The following is a 17,059-nucleotide window of genomic DNA, read 5'->3' on the forward strand; positions in this document are numbered from 1 at the left end:
GGCTGACCTAGCGTGCGGGTAGGGGCCCGTGCGGACGCGAGTCCGTACGGGCCCTTGCCGTTCCCCGCCGACCTGAGGGCAGCTGTGGCCGACCCGTTCATCGCACCCGGACTGACTCCCGGACTCACCCCGGGCCACCTCGGCGCACCCGTGCTGGAGCTGGAGGCGCCGCCGCCGGCGGGGGTCGAGCCGCCGGACCCGCGCCGCAGGCACACCGGGCTGGCCTGTCTGCTCACCGCGATGGCGCTGTTCCTGGTGGCGGGTGCGATGGTGCTGACGGGCTACCTGCTGTGGCCCGAGGGACGGCCGCCGGCGCCGGACTACACCGGCAGCGGCAGCGGGAACGTCCAGGTGTCGGTGAGCCAGGGCGCGACGCTCACCCAGATCGGGCAGACGCTGGTCAGGAGTGGTGTGGTGGCCAGCACCAGGGCCTTCACCGAGGCGGCGGCCAAGAGCCCGGCGGGCAACCGCATCCAGCCCGGCACCTACACCCTGCGGCGCCGGATGTCCGCGGTGAACGCCCTCAACGTGCTGCTCGACCCGGCCAACGCCAACGCCCTCACCATTCCCGAGGGCCGGCGGGCCACCCAGATCTACACGGCGATCGACACCCGGCTGAACCTGAGCGCCGGCACCACCCTGCGCACCGTCGAGCAGCGGGCGGGCGAGCTCGGGCTGCCGCCGGAGGCGCACGACAACCCCGAGGGCTACCTGTACCCGTCGACGTACCCGATCACCGGTGACACCACCCCGCTCTCCCTGCTCCAGCAGATGGTGAAGGAGGCCGGGAAGGCAGCCCAGGACAACGGGGTGGTCACCACCGAGGGGCAGACGGCGTACCAGGTGCTCACCGTGGCCAGCCTCGCCGAGGCGGAGGCGGACAACCCCGAGGACATGGCGCGGGTGGCCCGGGTGATCTACAACCGGATGGCCAAGGGGATGCCGCTGCAGTTCGACTCGACCATCAACTACGCGCTCGGCCGCTCGACCCTGACCACGACCACCACCGACACCAGGCTGGACTCGCCCTACAACACCTACCTGCACGCCGGTTTGCCGCCCGGTCCGATCGGCAACCCCGGCCGGGACGGCCTGCGGGCGGCGACCCATCCCGCAGAGGGGGACTGGATCTACTTCGTCACCGTCAGCCCCGGGGACACCAGGTTCACCGACAGTCCCGAACAACACCTGAAGAACGTCGCCGACTTCAACGCCTACAGCGCGCAGCACCCCGCAGCGTCCGCACCGCCCTCCCCCTGAGGACGCCCGGCACCGGCCGGAGCCTTCGCTGCGGTACGGTAACGTCTCCGATCAGGCGTGTCCCTAGCACGCCGGTTCGAGACGTCTGCGGCCCGCCGCAGGCCCAGGGACGCTCTTAAGGGGACCGATGACTGATCTGGGCGGGGGCTACGGCCCCCAGGGCGACCAGCGGTGGTACCCGGGAACCCCGGGCACCGGCGGCCAGCAGCCCCAGTCCGGCGGCCAGCCGGGCACCTGGCAGCAGCAGAACCCGCAGGGCGGTCCGTACGGGCAGCAGGGACAGGCCCAGCAGCAGGGATGGCCGCAGCAGCAGGGCGGCGGCCAGGGCTACGGCCAGCAGCAGGCGCCGCAGCAGGGGTGGCCCCAGCAGGGACAGCCCCAGCAGCAGGGGTGGCCGCAGCAGGACGGCTCGTACGGGCAGCAGCAGGGCTACGCCCAGCCGCAGTACGGGCAGCAGCCCGGCTACCAGCAGCCGCAGCCCGGATACCAGCAGCAGCCGCAGCAGCACCAGCAGGCGTACCAGCAGCAGCCGCAGCCGCAGCAGGTCGCGCAGCAGCAGCGGCCGATGCCGCAGCAGGCCCAGCAGGCCCAACAGCAGCGGCCCGCGCAGCCGCAGCCCGCCGGCCCCGGTCCCGACGGCATCGACTGGGAGGCCGAGGCGGCCGCCCTGGAATCCCCGCAGGCCGAGCCGGCGCTCGACGAGTGGGACGAGGACGACGCCGTCGAGCCGGGCTACCAGGAGGAGACGGCGGACGAGCCGGACTCCTTCTTCGGCGACGCCGAGCAGGACAACTCCCGGGACGCCGAGCGCAAGCGCAAGGAGAAGGGCAAGAAGGCCGGCCGCCGCAACCGCGGCGCCTGCCTGGTGGTCGCCCTGGTCCTGCTGGGCGGTGTCGCCGGTGCCGGGTGGTGGGGCTACGGCTTCTACCAGAACCACTTCGGCCCGCCGCCGGACTACACCGGCGACGGCGGCGGCTCGGTCACCATCGAGATCAAGCCGGGCACCGGCACCGCGATGGGCCAGACGCTCAAGGAAGCCGACGTGGTGAAGAGCACCGAGGCCTTCGTCGTCGCGTTCAACAAGAACCCCAAGGCCGGCACCATCCAGCCCGGCTTCTTCACCCTGCACCACCAGATGTCCGGTGAGGCGGCCGTGAAGTACCTGGTGGACTCGGCCGGCGGCAACGTGCTGGTCGTCCCCGAGGGCAAGAAGGCCGTCGACATCTACACGCAGATCGACACCAAGCTCAAGCTGGAGAAGGGCACCACGGCCAACGTCGCCAGGACCCAGGTGGCCTCGCTCGGCCTGCCGCCGTACGCGCAGGGCAACCCGGAGGGCTTCCTCTACCCGGCCCGGTACTCGATCGCCGACGGGATGAAGCCCGAGGACCTGCTCAAGCAGATGGTCTCCACGGCCGTCCAGCACTTCCAGGACCTCAAGCTGGACGAGGGCGCGCAGAAGATCGGCCTCAAGAGCGGTTACGACGTCCTCGTCGAGGCGAGCATCCTCCAGGCCGAGGGCAACAACGACGCGGACTTCGGCAAGATCGCCCGGGTGCTGTCCAACCGCCTGAACACCAACGCGACGCAGGGCAAGCTGCAGCTGGACACCACGCTCCAGTACAAGCTCGGCCGCACCAACTTCACCATCGCGGAGAAGGACGGGGACAAGAGCCCGTACAACACGTACGTGACCAAGGGTCTGCCGCCCACCCCGATCTCCAACCCGGGCGACGAGGCCATCAAGGCCGTGCTCAACCCGACGCCGGGCGACTGGGTGTACTTCGTGGCGCTGTCCGCCAAGGAGACCCGCTTCGCGGTGACCTTCGACGACTTCAAGAAGGACGTCAAGGACTACTGCACCGCGCACAACCAGGGCTTCGACGAGGCCGCCGGTATGTGCAAGTAGCCCGTCGCGGCCGCCCGCCCGCCTGGTGAACGGGCGGGCGGGAGGCCGCCCGGGGCTGTTACCGTGCCGCCCGGAGGTGGTGCGGATGGTGCACGCAGGAGACGGCCCCGGCCCGGCCGGGCCGGACGGTCCGCTGCTGGACGCCGAGCACGTGGACGTCGTCCGGGACGGCCGGTACCTGCTGCGCGACGTGTCGCTGGCGGTGCTGCCCGGCGAGCACTGGGCCGTCCTCGGGGCCAACGGCGCGGGGAAGACCACCCTGCTCGCCCTGCTCGGCGCGGTCAGCCATCCCACCCACGGCCAGGTGCGCGTGCTGGGCCGGCAGCTGGGCCGGGTGGACGTCCGCGAGCTGCGCTCCTACCTCGGGCACGTCAACCCCCGGCACCCGCTGCGCTCTCCGCTGACGGTCCGTCAGGTGGTGCTCACCGGGGTCACCAACAGCATCGAGCCCGACCGGTACCGGCGGCCGACCGCCGGTCAACTCGCCCACGCCGAGGCCCTGATCGACACCCTCGGCATCGCGCACCGGGCCGACACCCCCTGGCCGGTGCTGTCCCAGGGCGAGCGCGGACGGACCCTGATCGCCCGCGCGCTGATGCCCGAACCGCGGCTGCTGCTGCTGGACGAACCCGCCACCGGGCTGGATCTGACCGCCCGCGAGCAACTCCTCGACAGCCTGGACGACCTGCGGCAGCGCCACCCCGAGCTGGCGAGCGTGCTGGTCACCCACCACCTGGAGGAGCTGCCCGCCAGCACCACGCACGCGCTGCTGCTGCGCGACGGAGAGTGCGTGGCCCGCGGGCCGGTCGACGAGGTGCTGACCACCGGGCCGGTCAGCGAGTGCTTCCGGCACCCGATCCGGATCACCAGGACCGACGGGCGCTGGACGGCCCGGGCGGCCGCCAAGGACCCGGCCCGCTGACGGCCGCTATCGTGGCATGATCCACACGAGAGGTGACGAGGTTCGTGACGACGCACCACAGGGCCGCCGTACTCGGCTCGCCGATCGCGCACTCGCTGTCCCCGGTGCTGCACCGGGCCGGGTACGCCGCGCTGGGCCTGGCCGACTGGCGGTACGACCGCTTCGAGGTGGACGAGGCGGGGCTGCCCGCCTTCGTCGAGGGCCTCGGCCCGGAGTGGGGCGGCCTGTCGCTGACCATGCCGCTGAAGCGGGCGATCATGCCGCTGCTGGACGAGGTGAGCGCCACCGCCCGGTCCGTCGACGCGGTGAACACCGTGGTGTTCGGCCCGGACGGCCGGCTGAGCGGCGACAACACCGACATCCCCGGCCTGGTCAACGCGCTGGCCGAGCGCGGGATCGGACGGATCGGGTCGGCCGCCGTGCTGGGCGCCGGGGCGACCGCCTCCTCCGCGCTGGCGGCGCTCGCCCAGATCTGCGACGGCGAGGTGACGGCGTACGTCCGCAGTCCCGAGCGGGCGGCGGAGATGCGCGCGCTCGGCGAGCGGCTCGGCCTCGACCTGCGCACCGCCGGCTGGGACCGGGCCGCCGAGGCGCTGGCCACCCCGCTGACCATCTCCACCACGCCGGCCGGCGCCACCGACGCGTTCGCGACCGCGGTGCCGGAGCGGCCCGGCGCGCTGTTCGACGTGCTCTACCACCCGTGGCCGACCGCGCTGGCGGCCGCGTGCGCCGCGCGCGGGGCGACCGTCCTGGGCGGGCTCGACCTGCTGGTGCACCAGGCGGTCCTGCAGTTCGAACGGTTCACCGGGGTGGCCGCCGGTCCGCTGGCGGCGATGCGGACGGCCGGAGAGGCCGCGCTCGGGTAGGGGCGGCTCCGGCGACCTGACTGACATCCGGCCCCGTCCCGGGCCGGCGCCGGCGGGCGATCCCGCAGGTCAGCCGCGGTCCGGAGCGACGAGGGGCGGACGCTCGATGTCCGCAACGCGGACCGTGCGCCCGGTCGGCCGCCGGACGTGAAAAGATCGGAGACGGACAGCGGCCCGGGCACTCGGGACCGCCGATGAGACGCCCGGCCCGGCCCGCAGCTGCGGTCCGGGCCGCTGACGAAGGAGCTCCGTTGGGTAGGTTGCGCTGGCTGACGGCGGGGGAGTCGCACGGTCCCGCTCTGGTCGCGACGCTGGAGGGCCTGCCGGCCGGTGTGCCGGTCACCACCGCGCTGGTGGCCGACGCGCTGGCCCGCCGCCGGCTGGGTTACGGCCGCGGTGCGCGGATGAAGTTCGAGCAGGACGAGGTCACCTTCCTCGGCGGGGTCCGGCACGGCCTCACCATGGGCAGCCCGGTCGCCGTCATGGTCGGCAACACCGAGTGGCCCAAGTGGGACCAGGTGATGTCCGCCGACCCGATCGACCCCGAGGTGCTCGCGGGCCTGGCCCGCAACGAGGCACTGACCCGGCCGCGTCCGGGCCACGCCGACCTCGCCGGCATGCAGAAGTACTCGATCGAGGAGGCCCGCCCGATCCTGGAGCGCGCCTCCGCCCGTGAGACCGCCGCCCGGGTCGCACTCGGCGCCGTCGCCCGCTCCTACCTCAAGGAGACCTGCGGCATCGAGATCGTCTCGCACGTGGTCGAGCTGGCCGCCGCCAAGGCCCCGGCCGGCGTCTACCCGCTGCCCTCCGACGAGGCCCGCCTCGACGAGGACCCGGTGCGCTGCCTGGACGCGGACGCCTCCAAGCGGATGGTCGCCGAGATCGACCAGGCTCACAAGGACGGCGACACCCTGGGCGGCGTCGTCGAGGTCCTGGCGTACGGCGTGCCGGTGGGCCTCGGCTCGCACGTGCACTGGGACCGCCGCCTGGACGCCCGCCTGGCCGCCGCGCTGATGGGCATCCAGGCCATCAAGGGCGTCGAGGTCGGCGACGGCTTCGACCTGGCCCGGGTGCCGGGCTCGCAGGCGCACGACGAGATCGTCCCCACCCCCGAGGGCGTACGGCGCACCTCCGGCCGCTCCGGCGGCACCGAGGGCGGCCTGACCACCGGCGAGCTGCTGCGGGTGCGGGCCGCGATGAAGCCCATCGCGACCGTGCCGCGCGCGCTGCAGACCATCGACGTGCGCACCGGTGAGCCCGCCAAGGCCCACCACCAGCGCTCGGACGTCTGTGCCGTGCCGGCGGCCGGGATCGTCGCGGAGGCGATGGTCGCGCTGGTGCTCGCCGACGCGGTGGCGGAGAAGTTCGGCGGCGACAACGTCTCCGAGACCCGCCGCAACGTGCAGGGCTACCTCGACAACCTGATCGTCCGATGACCGCTCCGGTGGTCGTGCTGGTCGGCCCCCCGGGCGCCGGCAAGAGCACGGTCGGGCGGCTGCTCGCCGCCCGGCTCGGCGTCGCCTTCCGCGACACCGATGCCGACATCGAGGAGCTGGCGGGCAAGCCGATCCCCGAGATCTTCGTGGACGAGGGCGAGCCGCACTTCCGCGAGCTGGAGGTGCGGGCCGTCCGGGACGCCGTGCAGGGCCACCCCGGCGTACTGGCCCTGGGCGGCGGCGCGGTGATGGCCGAGGCCACCCGCGCCGTGCTGGCCGGGCTGCCGGTGGTCTTCCTGGAGGTGGCCCTCGGCGACGCCGTCAAGCGGGTCGGCCTGGACGCGCCGCGCCCGCTGCTCGCGATCAACCCGCGGGCCCGCTGGCGCGAGCTGATGGACGTCCGCCGCCCGGTCTACCGCGCGGTGGCCACCGCCGTGGTCGACACCGAGGGCCGGACGGCCGAACAGGTCGCCGACGCCGTACTGGAAGCACTGGAGCTGAAGATCCATGAGTGACACCGTCACGATCCGCGTCGGCGGCAGCGCCGGCCACGACCCGTACGAGGTGCTGATCGGGCACCAGCTGCTGGGCGAGCTGGCCCCGCTGATCGGCAACCGGGCCAAGCGGGTCGCGATCATCCACCCGGAGGCGCTGGAGGCCACCGCCGAGGCGATCCGCGAGGACCTGGCCGCCGAGGGCTACGAGGCCATCGCGCTCCAGGTGCCGAACGCCGAGGAGGCCAAGAGCGCCGAGGTCGCCGCGTACTGCTGGTCGGTGCTCGGCCAGACCGGCTTCACCCGCAGCGACGTCATCGTGGGCCTGGGCGGCGGTGCCACCACCGACCTGGCCGGCTTCGTCGCGGCGACCTGGCTGCGCGGGGTGCGCTGGATCGCCATGCCCACCACGCTGCTGGGCATGGTCGACGCGGCGGTCGGCGGCAAGACCGGGATCAACATCGCCGAGGGCAAGAACATGGTCGGGGCCTTCCACCCGCCCGCGGGCGTGCTGGCCGACCTCGGCACCCTGGAGACCGTGCCCCGGCACGACTACGTCTCCGGCCTGGCCGAGGTGATCAAGTGCGGCTTCATCGCCGACCCGGAGATCCTCGACCTGATCGAGGCCGACCCGCAGGGCGCCACCAGCCCGGCCGGCCCGCACACCGTGGAGCTGATCCGCCGGGCCATCCAGGTCAAGGCCGACGTGGTCACCGGCGACCTCAAGGAGGCCGGCCGCCGCGAGATCCTCAACTACGGCCACACCCTCGGCCACGCCATCGAGCGCAACGAGCGCTACAAGTGGCGGCACGGCGCCGCGATCTCGATCGGCATGGTCTTCGCCGCCGAACTCGGTCGCCTCGCCGGCCGGCTGGACGACGAGACCGCCGACCGGCACCGCGCGGTGCTCGGCTCGGTCGGCCTGCCGCTCAGCTACCGCGGCGACGCCTGGCCGAAGCTGCTGGACGCCATGAAGATCGACAAGAAGTCCCGCGGCGACCTGCTGCGCTTCGTCGTGCTGGACGGCCTCGGCAAGACCTCCATCCTGGAGGGCCCCGACCCGTCCCTGCTGGTCGGCGCGTACGCGGAGGTGTCCGGGTGAGCCGGGTCCTGGTGCTCAACGGGCCCAACCTCGGCCGCCTCGGCAGCCGGGAGCCGGACGTCTACGGCGCCACCTCCTACGCCGGCCTGGTCGAGCGCTGCACCGCGCTCGGCAGGGAGCTCGGCTTCGAGGTCGAGGTCAAGGAGACCAATTCCGAGCAGCAGATGATCGAGTGGCTGCACTGGGCCGCCGACCGCAGAACCCCCGTGGTGATCAACCCCGGGGCGTTCACCCACTACTCGTACGCCATGCGGGACGCCGCCGCCCAGCGGACCGCCCCGCTGATCGAGGTGCACATCTCCAACCCGTACGCCCGCGAGGAGTTCCGCCACAACTCGGTCATCGCCGCGGTCGCCTCCGGCACCATCGCCGGCTTCGGCCTCGGCTCGTACGAGCTGGCGCTGCGCGCCCTCGCGGAGCAGCTCACCCCGCGCTGACGTGCGATCATCGGCCCGGTGGCGGACTGTGCCCGCCACCGGGCCGACGTGTAGTGTCCCCGTCGGGAGGTGACCGTGACGCAGTACGCAGGGGGAGGACAAGTGCCTCCGCGACCACTGGCGCCGCCGTACCCCGGCCGACCGGTGGGCCCGCAGGCGGGCCCGCCACCGCCGTACACCCCGGCCCGGCCGCCGCAGCTCGGCGCGCCGCACGCCGCCGCACCGCCCGGCGCGACCGGGCACTTCGTGCTGCCGACCGGAGCCCCCGTGCAGCTACCCGCGCAGCCGCCGCAGCAGCAACTGCCCACCGGCCCGCTCGCGGTGCTGCTGATCGGCCCGGCCGGCGCGGGCAAGACCACCGTCGCCCGGCACTGGGCCGAGCGCCGGCCGACCGCGACCGCGCACATCAGCCTGGACGACGTCCGCGAGTGGGTGCAGGCCGGTTTCGCCAACCCGCAGTCGGGCTGGAACACCGCCTCCGAGGCGCAGTACCGCCTCGCCCGCCGGACCTGTGGCTTCGCCTGCCGCAACTACCTGGCCAACGGGATCTCCTGCATCATCGACGACGCGGTCTTCCCGGACCGGCCGGCGATCGGCCTGGGCGGCTGGAAGCGCCACATCGGCCCGGGCATGATCCCGGTCGTGCTGCTGCCGGGCCTGGACTCGGTGCTCGCCCGCAACGCCCGGCGCAGCGGCAACCGGCGGCTCAGCGACGAGGAGGTCGCCCGCATCCACGGCCGGATGGCCGGGTGGCGCACCTCGGGGCTGCCGATCATCGACAACTCCCAGCTGGACGTCGGGGCGACCGCGGCCGCGCTGGACCGTGCGATCTTCTCCCGGCTGGCCGGCCGGCCGCTCTGACCGGGGCCGGTCGGTCGGGCCTCGTCGAGCGGGCCTCGTCGAGCGGGGCCGGTCGGTCGGGCCCCGTGGGCCGGGGTCGGGTTGACCCGGGTCTTCGCAGGCCGCCAGGGTCCGTGGGCTCCCCGCGGCTGAAACGGTTTCATCCGATCGGGTGAAGTGACGTGTGCTTCCCGGGCATTCGGGCACCGGTCGGCGATGGTGGGCGGAAACCGTGTTCGGGTACCGAAGGAGAATGCGATGACGGCGACCGCCGACCAGGCCGAGGGGCGGACCAACCCGGCCGCCAGACTGGGCTTCCAGCCCGGCCAGGTGGTCCAGGAGATCGGCTACGACGACGACTGCGACCTGGAGCTGCGCGAGGCGATCGAGGAGATCACCGGCCAGGACCTGGTCGACGAGGACTACGACGACGTCGCGGACGCCGTCCTGCTGTGGTTCCGCGAGGGGGACGGCGACTGCACCGACGCCCTGGTCGACGCGATCGGGCTGATCGAGGACGGCGGGGCGATCTGGCTGTTCACCCCCAAGTCCGGGCGCGACGGCTACGTCGAGCCGAGCGAGATCAGCGAGGCCGCGCAGACGGCCGGGCTGACGCAGACCAAGTCGGTCAGCGCCGCCGCCAACTGGAGCGCCGCCCGGATGGTCACCCCCAGGGCCGCCCGGAGGTAGTCCGGGCCGGGCTCCGGCTGTCGTACCCCGCTGCGATGATGGAGGCGTCGCACAAGGACCTGCCGAGGAGCTGACGCCCGTGCCCGAGGGCCACATCATCCACCGCCTGGCCGCCGAGAACCTCCGGACCTTCGGTGACCGCCCGGTCCGCGTCTCCAGCCCGCAGGGCCGGTTCGCCGACGGCGCGGCGCTGCTCGACGGCCGTCGCCTGGACGAGGCAGAGGCCCACGGCAAGCACCTGTTCCTCGGCTTCGGCCCGGACTGGCTGCACATCCACCTCGGCCTCTACGGCGGCTTCACCTTCGGTGCCGGCCCGGCGCCGGAGCCGGTCGGCCTGATCCGGCTGCGGATGGAGTCCGACGAGGCGTACGCCGACCTGCGCGGGCCCAACACCTGTGAGCTGCTGACGGCCGCCGGGAAAGCCGCCGTGCACCGCCGCCTCGGCCCCGACCCGCTGCGCGCGGGGACGGACCCGGCGGCGGCCTGGCAGCGGATCTCCCGCAGCGCCACCACGGTGGCGGCGCTGCTGATGGACCAGAAGGTGCTGGCCGGCGTGGGCAACGTGTACCGCGCGGAGGTGCTGTTCCGGCTGGGCATCAGCCCGCACCGGGCCGGCCGCGACCTGGCCGAGGCCGAGTGGGACGCGATCTGGGCCGACCTGGTGGCGCTGATGCAGGAGGGCGCGGGCATCGGCCGGATCGACACCGTCCGCCCCGAGCACACCCCCGAGGCGATGGGCCGCCCGCCGCGGGTGGACGACCACGGCGGCGAGGTCTACGTCTACCGCCGCACCGACCAGCCCTGCCTGATCTGCGGCACCCCGGTACGGACGGAGGAGCACGCCGCCCGGAACCTCTTCTGGTGCCCGGCCTGCCAGCAGCGCTGACGGGCCGGGTGGGGGCGGGTGTGACCGGGGGTCAGAGCCGGCCGGCGACCAGCCGTTCCAGCAGCTCCCCGAGCAGACGCCGTTCCTCGGGCCCGAGCGGGGCGAGCAGTTCGGCGTTGGCCGCCAGGGCGAGCCGCTCGCCCCGGCGGACCAGCTCCCGTCCGGCGGGGGAGAGGGCGAGGGTGTTCTTCCGGGCGTCCTTCGGGTCCCGCTCGCGGGTGATCAGTTCCCGCCCCTGGAGGTCGTTGAGGACGCCGACCATGTCCTTCGGGTCGAGCCGGACGATCCGGGCCAGTTCGGCCTGGGCGAGGGGCCCGTGCTCGGCGATCCCGCAGAGGACGGCGTGGTGCGTCATCCGCAGGCCGGCCTCGGCGAGGTGCTCGCCGACCAGGCGGTGGCCGACGGCGGCGGCGCGGCCGAGGAGCCAGCTCGGAAGGGTCTGGAGGCGGCTGAGGGCGGGGTCTGCCATGGCCGGAGTCTAGGCCAGGCCCCGGCCCTGAACCGTTGGACACCCCATGGATCTGCGGATACCGTTGGAACTCCCAACGAGTTCGTTGGGAGTTCCAATGGATGGGGGAGCCATGCGCAAGGTCAGCCTGCACACCTACCAGGGCCCGGCCGGGCTGCGCCTCGGTGAGGCCCCGGAGCCGGTGGCCGGCCCGGGCGAGCTCGTCGTACGGACCGAGGCGGCCGGGGTGACGCTCCCGGTGCTCAAGGTGCTGCGCGGCCACGGTGAGGTGCCGCTGCCGCACACGCCGGGCGGTGACCTGGTCGGCCGGGTGACGGCCGTCGGCGCGGGCGTCGAGGGGTACCGGGTCGGTGACCGGGTCGGGGGCGTGGCGTTCGAGGGCCTGTACGCCGACCTGGTCGCCGTGCCGGCCGCGCTGGTCGCGCCCGTTCCCGAGCAGGTGCCGGCGCCCGAGGCGCTCGCGACGGTCCGCGGCGGGGTGGTGGCCCTCGCCGCCCTGCGGGCCGGGCACCTGGCGCCCGGGGAGTCGGTGCTTGTCACCGCCGCCGCGGGCGGCGTCGGGCACCTCGCCGTCCAGGTGGCGAAGGCCCTGGGGGCGGGCCGGGTGGTCGCTGCCGCGGGATCGCCCGACAAGGCGGACTTCCTGCGCGAGCTGGGTGCGGACGAGGTGGTCGGCTACGACGCCCTGGACCGGGCCGGACCGGTCGACCTGGCGGTGGACGGGGTGGGCGGCGAGGTCGCGCAGCGGGCGGTCGGCGCGCTCGTACCGTTCGGGCGGCTGGTGGTCAACAGCGGTGCGGGCGGCACGCTCGACGCGGGTGCACTGCTGCGCGGGATGCACACCGCCGTCGGGCTCTCGATGGCGCAACTGGCCCGGCTGCGGCCGGAGCTGATCGAGCGGTACCGCGCCGAGCTCTGGGAGATGCTCGACGCGGGCCGGCTCCGGCCGCGGTGCGTGGTGTTGCCGCTGGCGCGGACCGACCGTGCGGTCGCGCTGCTGGAGGACCGTGCCAACCGGGGCAAGGTGGTGCTGGTGCCGTGAGGGGCGGGACCTTGCCGACGCGTCCTAGCGGAAGGTCTCCGGCCGGGCCGCGGTGCCGGCCGGACCGGTGGTCAGGACGGGCAGCTCGGCGCCGGTCGGGGGAGCGGCCTGCTGCGGCAGCGGGCCCGGGCCGCCCACCAGGGGGAGGCGGAGCGAGGAGCGGGCCAGGTCCAGGCGGACGGCCGGCCGGGTGGAGGGCGGGTCGATCAGCCCGTGATCGGTGCCGGCGACGATCAGGGCGAGCCGGTGTCCGGCCGGCACCACGTGGTCCGTCCCGGCCAGGTCGAAGGTGATCGGGTAGGCCGTGCCCGGGGTGAGCGCGAGGGACCTGTCCAGGCCCGCGTAGTGCCCGAGGTCCGCCCAGCCGCGGCTGAACACGGTGGCGCCGACCTGGGCGGTGTCGGCGGCGGTGTCCAGGTAGCAGGCGCTGTCGCCGGCGGTGCTGTCGCCCCAGCAGGAGCGGCCGGCGAGGGTGGTGATGCCTTCGCCGGCGGCCTGGTAGTCGCGGACGGTCGCCGGTCCGAGGTCGACCAGGACGGCGCTCAGGCGGGCGCTGCGGGTGGACGGGGTGGCGGTCAGGGTGATGGAGCCGCCGCCCGAGACGCGCAGCGGTGCGGTGAGCGGGCCGGTGCCGAAGACGGTCTTGTCCGGGGTGCTGCGGTCGGCGTCGGCCGCCCAGGCGTTCTCGTCCCGGGCCGGGTCGTCGGTGAAACCGGCGGTGCCGCTGCCGGCGGCCGTGGTGAGGGCGCCGGGCCGCAGGCCGAGCGTGCTGGTCACGGTGCCGGGCGCGGGCCAGGTCCGGTCCTGGGTCCACTGGTCGGGCGTCCGTTCGACGTCGGCGACCGGGCCGTTCTGGACCCCGTTGTCGACCCCGAGCAGGTAGTGGTCGAACCAGGCGTGCAGGGTGTCCACCCATGCGCCGCGCCGGAAGTCGAACGGGTCGACGTGGCCGGTCTGGGAGAGCCAGATCCGGCGCTCCACCCCGGCCTGCGCGAGCGCGGACCACCACTGGGAGAACTGGACGTCCCGGACGTTGAGGTCCTGCATCCCGTGCACCAGGAACACGCTGGCGCGGACCGAGGCCGCCGAGGCGACGTAGTCCCGCTGCTGCCACATCGCCGTCCAGTTGCCGTTGGCCGGCGATCCGGCGGCGAGCCGCTTCTGCACGGCGGTGCAGCGCGCGCGGGTGGCGGAGCTCTCCACGGCGCCGGCCAGGTTGGCGGGGGTGCCGCTGTAGAGCGGGGCGCCGTCCGAGCGGTAGTAGTCGTACCAGGAGCTGATCGCGGAGATCGGCACCACGGTCTTCAGGCCGGGTACGCCGGTGGCGGCGACGCCGTTGGCGATGGTGCCGTCCCAGGACTTGCCGATCATGCCGACCGAGCCGTCGGCCCACCCGGGTGCGACGGCGCTGCCGCCGGTGCGGGCGCTGTAGCCGGTGGCGCGGCCGTTCAGCCAGTCGACGACGGCCCTCGCGGAGGTGATGTCGGCGGGGCCGCCGACGTCCACGCAGCCGTCGGAGCGGTTGGTGCCCGAGAGGTCCACCAGCACGACGGCGTAGCCGCGCGGGACGAAGTAGTTGTCGTAGAAGAGCGGGAACCCGGCCGGCCGGCCCTGGGCGTCGTAGGTCTTGAGCTGGCTCTCGTTCCCGCGGCCGCAGCAGGAGTAGTAGGGACTGGCGTCCATGATGACCGGGATCCGCCGGCCGGTGGTGGCGGGCTCGCGCGGGCGGACGATGTCGGCGGCGACCCGGTCGGTGCGGCCGTTGCCGTCGCCGTCCAGGCCGGTGTCGACCCAGACCGTCTCCCGGACGGCGTCGGCGTAGGAGTAGACGGGTTGGCTGGCGCCGTCGCGGACGGTGCCGGTGGCGCCGACGGCGCCCGCGTGAGCGGCGGCGGGGCCGAGCAGGGTCGCGGCGAGGGCGGCGAGAAGGGCCGTGACGATGGCGAGCAGGCGGGTTCGGCTGGCTATCACAGGGTCTGACGGTAGTTCTGACGGCCGTGCACCAGAAGGGTTCTGACGTGTAGCGGTCAAGATTTTGCCGAGCGGGCGCGGCGCGGCCGGGAGGCCTACTTGACCCATGCATGTCATCGTCGGGAGGATGCCTCGACCGTGCCCGGCAGTGCAGAGAGGCTCCCGCGATGGCCGACCGACCCCTGTTCCGCCGCGCGGCACGGCTGCTCGCCGCCGTCCTGACCCTGGCCGCCACCCTGCTGTGGGCCGGCCCCGCGCACGCGGACTTCGGTACCGACTACCACGACCCGTTCAGCGTCGCCCAGCCCCTGGCCCGGCCGGACACCCCGTCCTGCACCGTCGAGCTGATGCACGACCAGCCGTTCAGCAACGGGTACGGCAATCCGCCGGACACCCCGTACGCCACCACCCTCACCCCGCCGGCCGGCTGCCGGGGGCCCTGGGCGGCCGTGGTGCTCGACCTGCACGGGCAGGTGAAGGGGCGCCAGTTCGACCGGCTGTTCACCGTCCGGATCGGCGGGGTCGAGGTGCTGCTCTCCTCCACCCCCGAGCCCTCCGCCGACGGCATCGAGTGGACCCTCGAACGGGACGTCACCCGCTACGCCCCGATCCTCGACCGCCCGCAGCCGTTCGCCTTCGACCTGGCCAACGTCACCGACGCCACCTACACCGGCGTGTTCCGGATCACCGCGACGCTCACCTACTACACCGCCTCGGCCCGCCGGCCCGCGCCGGACAGCGCCGACCGGCTGCTCACCACCGGGCCGTTCGGCCTGACCGCCGCCGCGCCGTCCGCCGCCGTGCCGCTGACCTTCCCGCGGAACCTGGAACGGCTGACCGCCGAGGTCTACACCCGCGGCGGCGGCGCCTGCGAGGAGTTCGCCTACGCCTCCGCCCCGGACGACTTCGTCCGCGCCAACCCGGGCCTCGGGCTGTGCGGGAAGGGGCCGTTCCGCGAGCTGCGGCTGACCGTGGACGGCCGGCCGGCGGGCGCGGTCTGGCCGTACCCGGTGATCTACACCGGCGGCTGGGACCCCCTGCTGTGGCGGCCGACCCCGGGCATCGCGGCCTTCGACCTGCCCGCCTACCGGCTCGACCTGACGCCGTACGTCGGGCTGCTGCTGGACGGGCGCCCGCACAGCGTCGGGATCGCCGTGAACGCCGCCGAGAGCCAGGGCAACGACCTCTGGACCGGCCAGGTCAACCTGTTCGCCTTCACCGACCGCGGACGGGCCCGCACCGAGGGCGCCCTCACCGACCACCGGGTGGCCGCGGAGGCCGCCGTCACGACCGCCCTGACCGACCAGGGCGGCGGCAGCGGCCACTGGACGGTCACCGCCACCCGCCACGACACCGCGCGGGGCTGGGTGCAGACCTCCCACGGCCGGATCACCACCGAGGTCCGGGACGACCTCGCCTTCACCTCCGGGCAGCAGGTCGCGTCCGGCGGGAACGAGTTGACCCTGCACAACACGACCGAGCTGACGCGGTCCACCGACACCCGCGGCGGCGGCCTCCCGCGCACCCGGACCACGTACGAGAGCGACCCGCTGGACGTGGACTACCGCTCCACCCGCGACGCGGCCGGTACCACCGACCAGCGGACGGCCATGGCGCTCGGCCGGCACCAGCGGGAGACCCTGAGCCTCGGCCCGCTGGTGCTGGCCCGCAGCACCGTCGACCACAGCTACCGCCCCACCGCCCACCGCCACGACGGCGACACCACCGTCCGGACGGCCGAGGCGGTCGAGGACTACCGCTCCAGCGGCCCGGCCGGCCGCTACCACCGGACGGTCTCCACCCGGGACGGCTGGCCGGTCGATCCGTCCTAGGGTCGGACGGGGACCGGCCCCGGCCGCCGCTGTCCGGGGCGGCGGGTCCGGGCGTCGACGGGGCGGGGAATCCGAGGGCGGCTCGGATTCCCCGCATGCGGAGTGGTTACCCCCGACGCCTCCGCCGGGCTGCGGTGCGCGGGGGCCTGTGTTTCGCTGGGAGCGACCCACCAGGCTGAATCGACCATTCGTGTGCGATCGTCAAGGAGTTCCGAGTATGACGGACAGTTCGGTGACCCAGCGCTGCAACTTCACCATCGCCCGGCCGACACTGGAGCAGGGCTCGTCGGGGGACGCGGTCAAGCAGGCCCAGTGCCTCCTCAATTTCTCGCTGACCGGGGACGGGCTCGCCCTGGACGGCGTATTCGGTCCCGTGACGGATGCCGCGACGAGACGGTTCCAGAAATGCGCCGACATCACGGTCGACGGTGTCATCGGATCCCAGACCTGGTCGTTCCTGACCTTCTGGGCCAACTCGGAGGGCTTCGCCTGCTGAGTGCCGGCCCTTCCGTCAGGCGGCCATCGGCACCGACTTGGCGACGACGAGCCGCTGGCCGACCCTGATGAGGTCGGGATCGGGTATGCCGTTCCACTCGACCAGCTGCTCGACCGTCGTGCCGAACACGGCCGCGATCGAGGTGAGCGTGTCACCGGACCTGACAATGTAATAGGACTCGTGGGAGGAGCTCGCCCGTGAGACGATCAGTCGCTGACCGACTTTGATGAAGTCGGGATTCGGAATGCCGTTCCATTCGACGAGCTGCTCGACCGTCGTGCCGAAGATGGCCGCGATGGCGGTCAGGGTGTCGCCCGACCGGACGGTGTAGTACGTGATGTTCGCAGTGTTTGTCGTCATGCATCCGAGCCTAGGCCTGCTGTATCCCGCCCGCTCGGGGAAATATC

Annotated in this window: 17 protein-coding genes; 14 read left to right on the top strand and 3 right to left on the bottom strand. The window is 73.7% G+C overall.

The window, feature by feature from the left end; all coding sequences use genetic code 11:
• Window positions 1-84: 84 nt before the first annotated feature.
• The 11 genes from mltG (ACIOFR_RS17570) (at window position 85) to ACIOFR_RS17620 (ending at window position 10,842) form a co-directional block, all read left to right on the top strand.
• Window positions 85-1,260: an endolytic transglycosylase MltG gene (gene mltG, locus ACIOFR_RS17570; RefSeq protein WP_400997825.1), complete on the top strand. Its 1,176-nt coding sequence runs from the start codon at window positions 85-87 to the stop codon at window positions 1,258-1,260.
• A 127-nt stretch (window positions 1,261-1,387) separates the two neighbouring features.
• The gene (mltG, locus tag ACIOFR_RS17575; protein ID WP_400997828.1) at window positions 1,388-3,169 is read left to right on the top strand and encodes an endolytic transglycosylase MltG; all 1,782 of its coding nucleotides are present in this window, start codon (window positions 1,388-1,390) and stop codon (window positions 3,167-3,169) included.
• A gap of 85 nt (window positions 3,170-3,254) precedes the next feature.
• Window positions 3,255-4,091 carry an ABC transporter ATP-binding protein gene (locus ACIOFR_RS17580; protein WP_400997831.1) on the top strand — a complete coding sequence of 279 codons (837 nt, stop codon included), beginning with the start codon at window positions 3,255-3,257 and terminating at the stop codon, window positions 4,089-4,091.
• 44 nt (window positions 4,092-4,135) lie between these two features.
• The gene (locus ACIOFR_RS17585) at window positions 4,136-4,957 is read left to right on the top strand and encodes a shikimate dehydrogenase (RefSeq protein ID WP_400997834.1); all 822 of its coding nucleotides are present in this window, start codon (window positions 4,136-4,138) and stop codon (window positions 4,955-4,957) included.
• A 251-nt stretch (window positions 4,958-5,208) separates the two neighbouring features.
• Window positions 5,209-6,393, top strand: a complete 1,185-nt coding sequence (aroC, locus tag ACIOFR_RS17590) for a chorismate synthase (protein ID WP_400997837.1) — start codon at window positions 5,209-5,211, stop codon at window positions 6,391-6,393.
• The gene (locus tag ACIOFR_RS17595) at window positions 6,390-6,908 is read left to right on the top strand and encodes a shikimate kinase (protein ID WP_400997840.1); all 519 of its coding nucleotides are present in this window, start codon (window positions 6,390-6,392) and stop codon (window positions 6,906-6,908) included. The genes aroC and ACIOFR_RS17595 overlap by 4 nt, the downstream gene beginning before the upstream one ends.
• Window positions 6,901-7,989, top strand: a complete 1,089-nt coding sequence (gene aroB / locus ACIOFR_RS17600; protein ID WP_400997843.1) for a 3-dehydroquinate synthase — start codon at window positions 6,901-6,903, stop codon at window positions 7,987-7,989. The genes ACIOFR_RS17595 and aroB overlap by 8 nt, the downstream gene beginning before the upstream one ends.
• A complete protein-coding gene (gene aroQ / locus ACIOFR_RS17605; protein WP_400997846.1) occupies window positions 7,986-8,426 on the top strand; it encodes a type II 3-dehydroquinate dehydratase in 441 nt (146 codons plus the stop codon). The genes aroB and aroQ overlap by 4 nt, the downstream gene beginning before the upstream one ends.
• A gap of 102 nt (window positions 8,427-8,528) precedes the next feature.
• Complete coding sequence (locus tag ACIOFR_RS17610; RefSeq protein ID WP_400997849.1) at window positions 8,529-9,287, top strand: AAA family ATPase; 759 nt, start codon at window positions 8,529-8,531, stop codon at window positions 9,285-9,287.
• Between the two features lie 237 nt (window positions 9,288-9,524).
• Window positions 9,525-9,956 carry a DUF3052 domain-containing protein gene (locus ACIOFR_RS17615; protein WP_400997852.1) on the top strand — a complete coding sequence of 144 codons (432 nt, stop codon included), beginning with the start codon at window positions 9,525-9,527 and terminating at the stop codon, window positions 9,954-9,956.
• Window positions 9,957-10,035: 79 nt separating this feature from the next.
• The gene (locus tag ACIOFR_RS17620) at window positions 10,036-10,842 is read left to right on the top strand and encodes an Fpg/Nei family DNA glycosylase (protein WP_400997855.1); all 807 of its coding nucleotides are present in this window, start codon (window positions 10,036-10,038) and stop codon (window positions 10,840-10,842) included.
• Window positions 10,843-10,873: 31 nt separating this feature from the next.
• Here ACIOFR_RS17620 and ACIOFR_RS17625 read toward each other — a convergent pair whose 3' ends face one another.
• Window positions 10,874-11,311: a MarR family winged helix-turn-helix transcriptional regulator gene (locus ACIOFR_RS17625; RefSeq protein WP_400997858.1), complete on the bottom strand. Its 438-nt coding sequence runs from the start codon at window positions 11,309-11,311 to the stop codon at window positions 10,874-10,876.
• Window positions 11,312-11,423: 112 nt separating this feature from the next.
• On the opposite strand from ACIOFR_RS17625, the gene ACIOFR_RS17630 reads away from it, so the two are divergent.
• A complete protein-coding gene (locus ACIOFR_RS17630) occupies window positions 11,424-12,353 on the top strand; it encodes a zinc-binding alcohol dehydrogenase family protein (RefSeq protein WP_400997861.1) in 930 nt (309 codons plus the stop codon).
• Between the two features lie 24 nt (window positions 12,354-12,377).
• Here ACIOFR_RS17630 and ACIOFR_RS17635 read toward each other — a convergent pair whose 3' ends face one another.
• Entirely contained in the window at window positions 12,378-14,321 is a 1,944-nt protein-coding gene (locus ACIOFR_RS17635; protein WP_400997995.1) for a Xaa-Pro dipeptidyl-peptidase, read from the bottom strand.
• Between the two features lie 170 nt (window positions 14,322-14,491).
• Here ACIOFR_RS17635 and ACIOFR_RS17640 point away from each other — a divergent pair, with 170 nt between their 5' ends.
• Both ACIOFR_RS17640 and ACIOFR_RS17645 read left to right on the top strand, forming a co-directional pair.
• The gene (locus ACIOFR_RS17640; protein WP_400997864.1) at window positions 14,492-16,156 is read left to right on the top strand and encodes a peptide-N4-asparagine amidase; all 1,665 of its coding nucleotides are present in this window, start codon (window positions 14,492-14,494) and stop codon (window positions 16,154-16,156) included.
• Window positions 16,157-16,373: 217 nt separating this feature from the next.
• Window positions 16,374-16,652: a peptidoglycan-binding protein gene (locus ACIOFR_RS17645; protein WP_400997867.1), complete on the top strand. Its 279-nt coding sequence runs from the start codon at window positions 16,374-16,376 to the stop codon at window positions 16,650-16,652.
• A gap of 15 nt (window positions 16,653-16,667) precedes the next feature.
• Here ACIOFR_RS17645 and ACIOFR_RS17650 read toward each other — a convergent pair whose 3' ends face one another.
• Complete coding sequence (locus ACIOFR_RS17650) at window positions 16,668-17,012, bottom strand: LysM peptidoglycan-binding domain-containing protein (RefSeq protein WP_400997870.1); 345 nt, start codon at window positions 17,010-17,012, stop codon at window positions 16,668-16,670.
• Window positions 17,013-17,059: the final 47 nt, after the last annotated feature.

It is taken from the genome of Kitasatospora sp. NPDC088346, from assembly GCF_044740765.1.
GTDB lineage: Bacteria > Actinomycetota > Actinomycetes > Streptomycetales > Streptomycetaceae > Kitasatospora.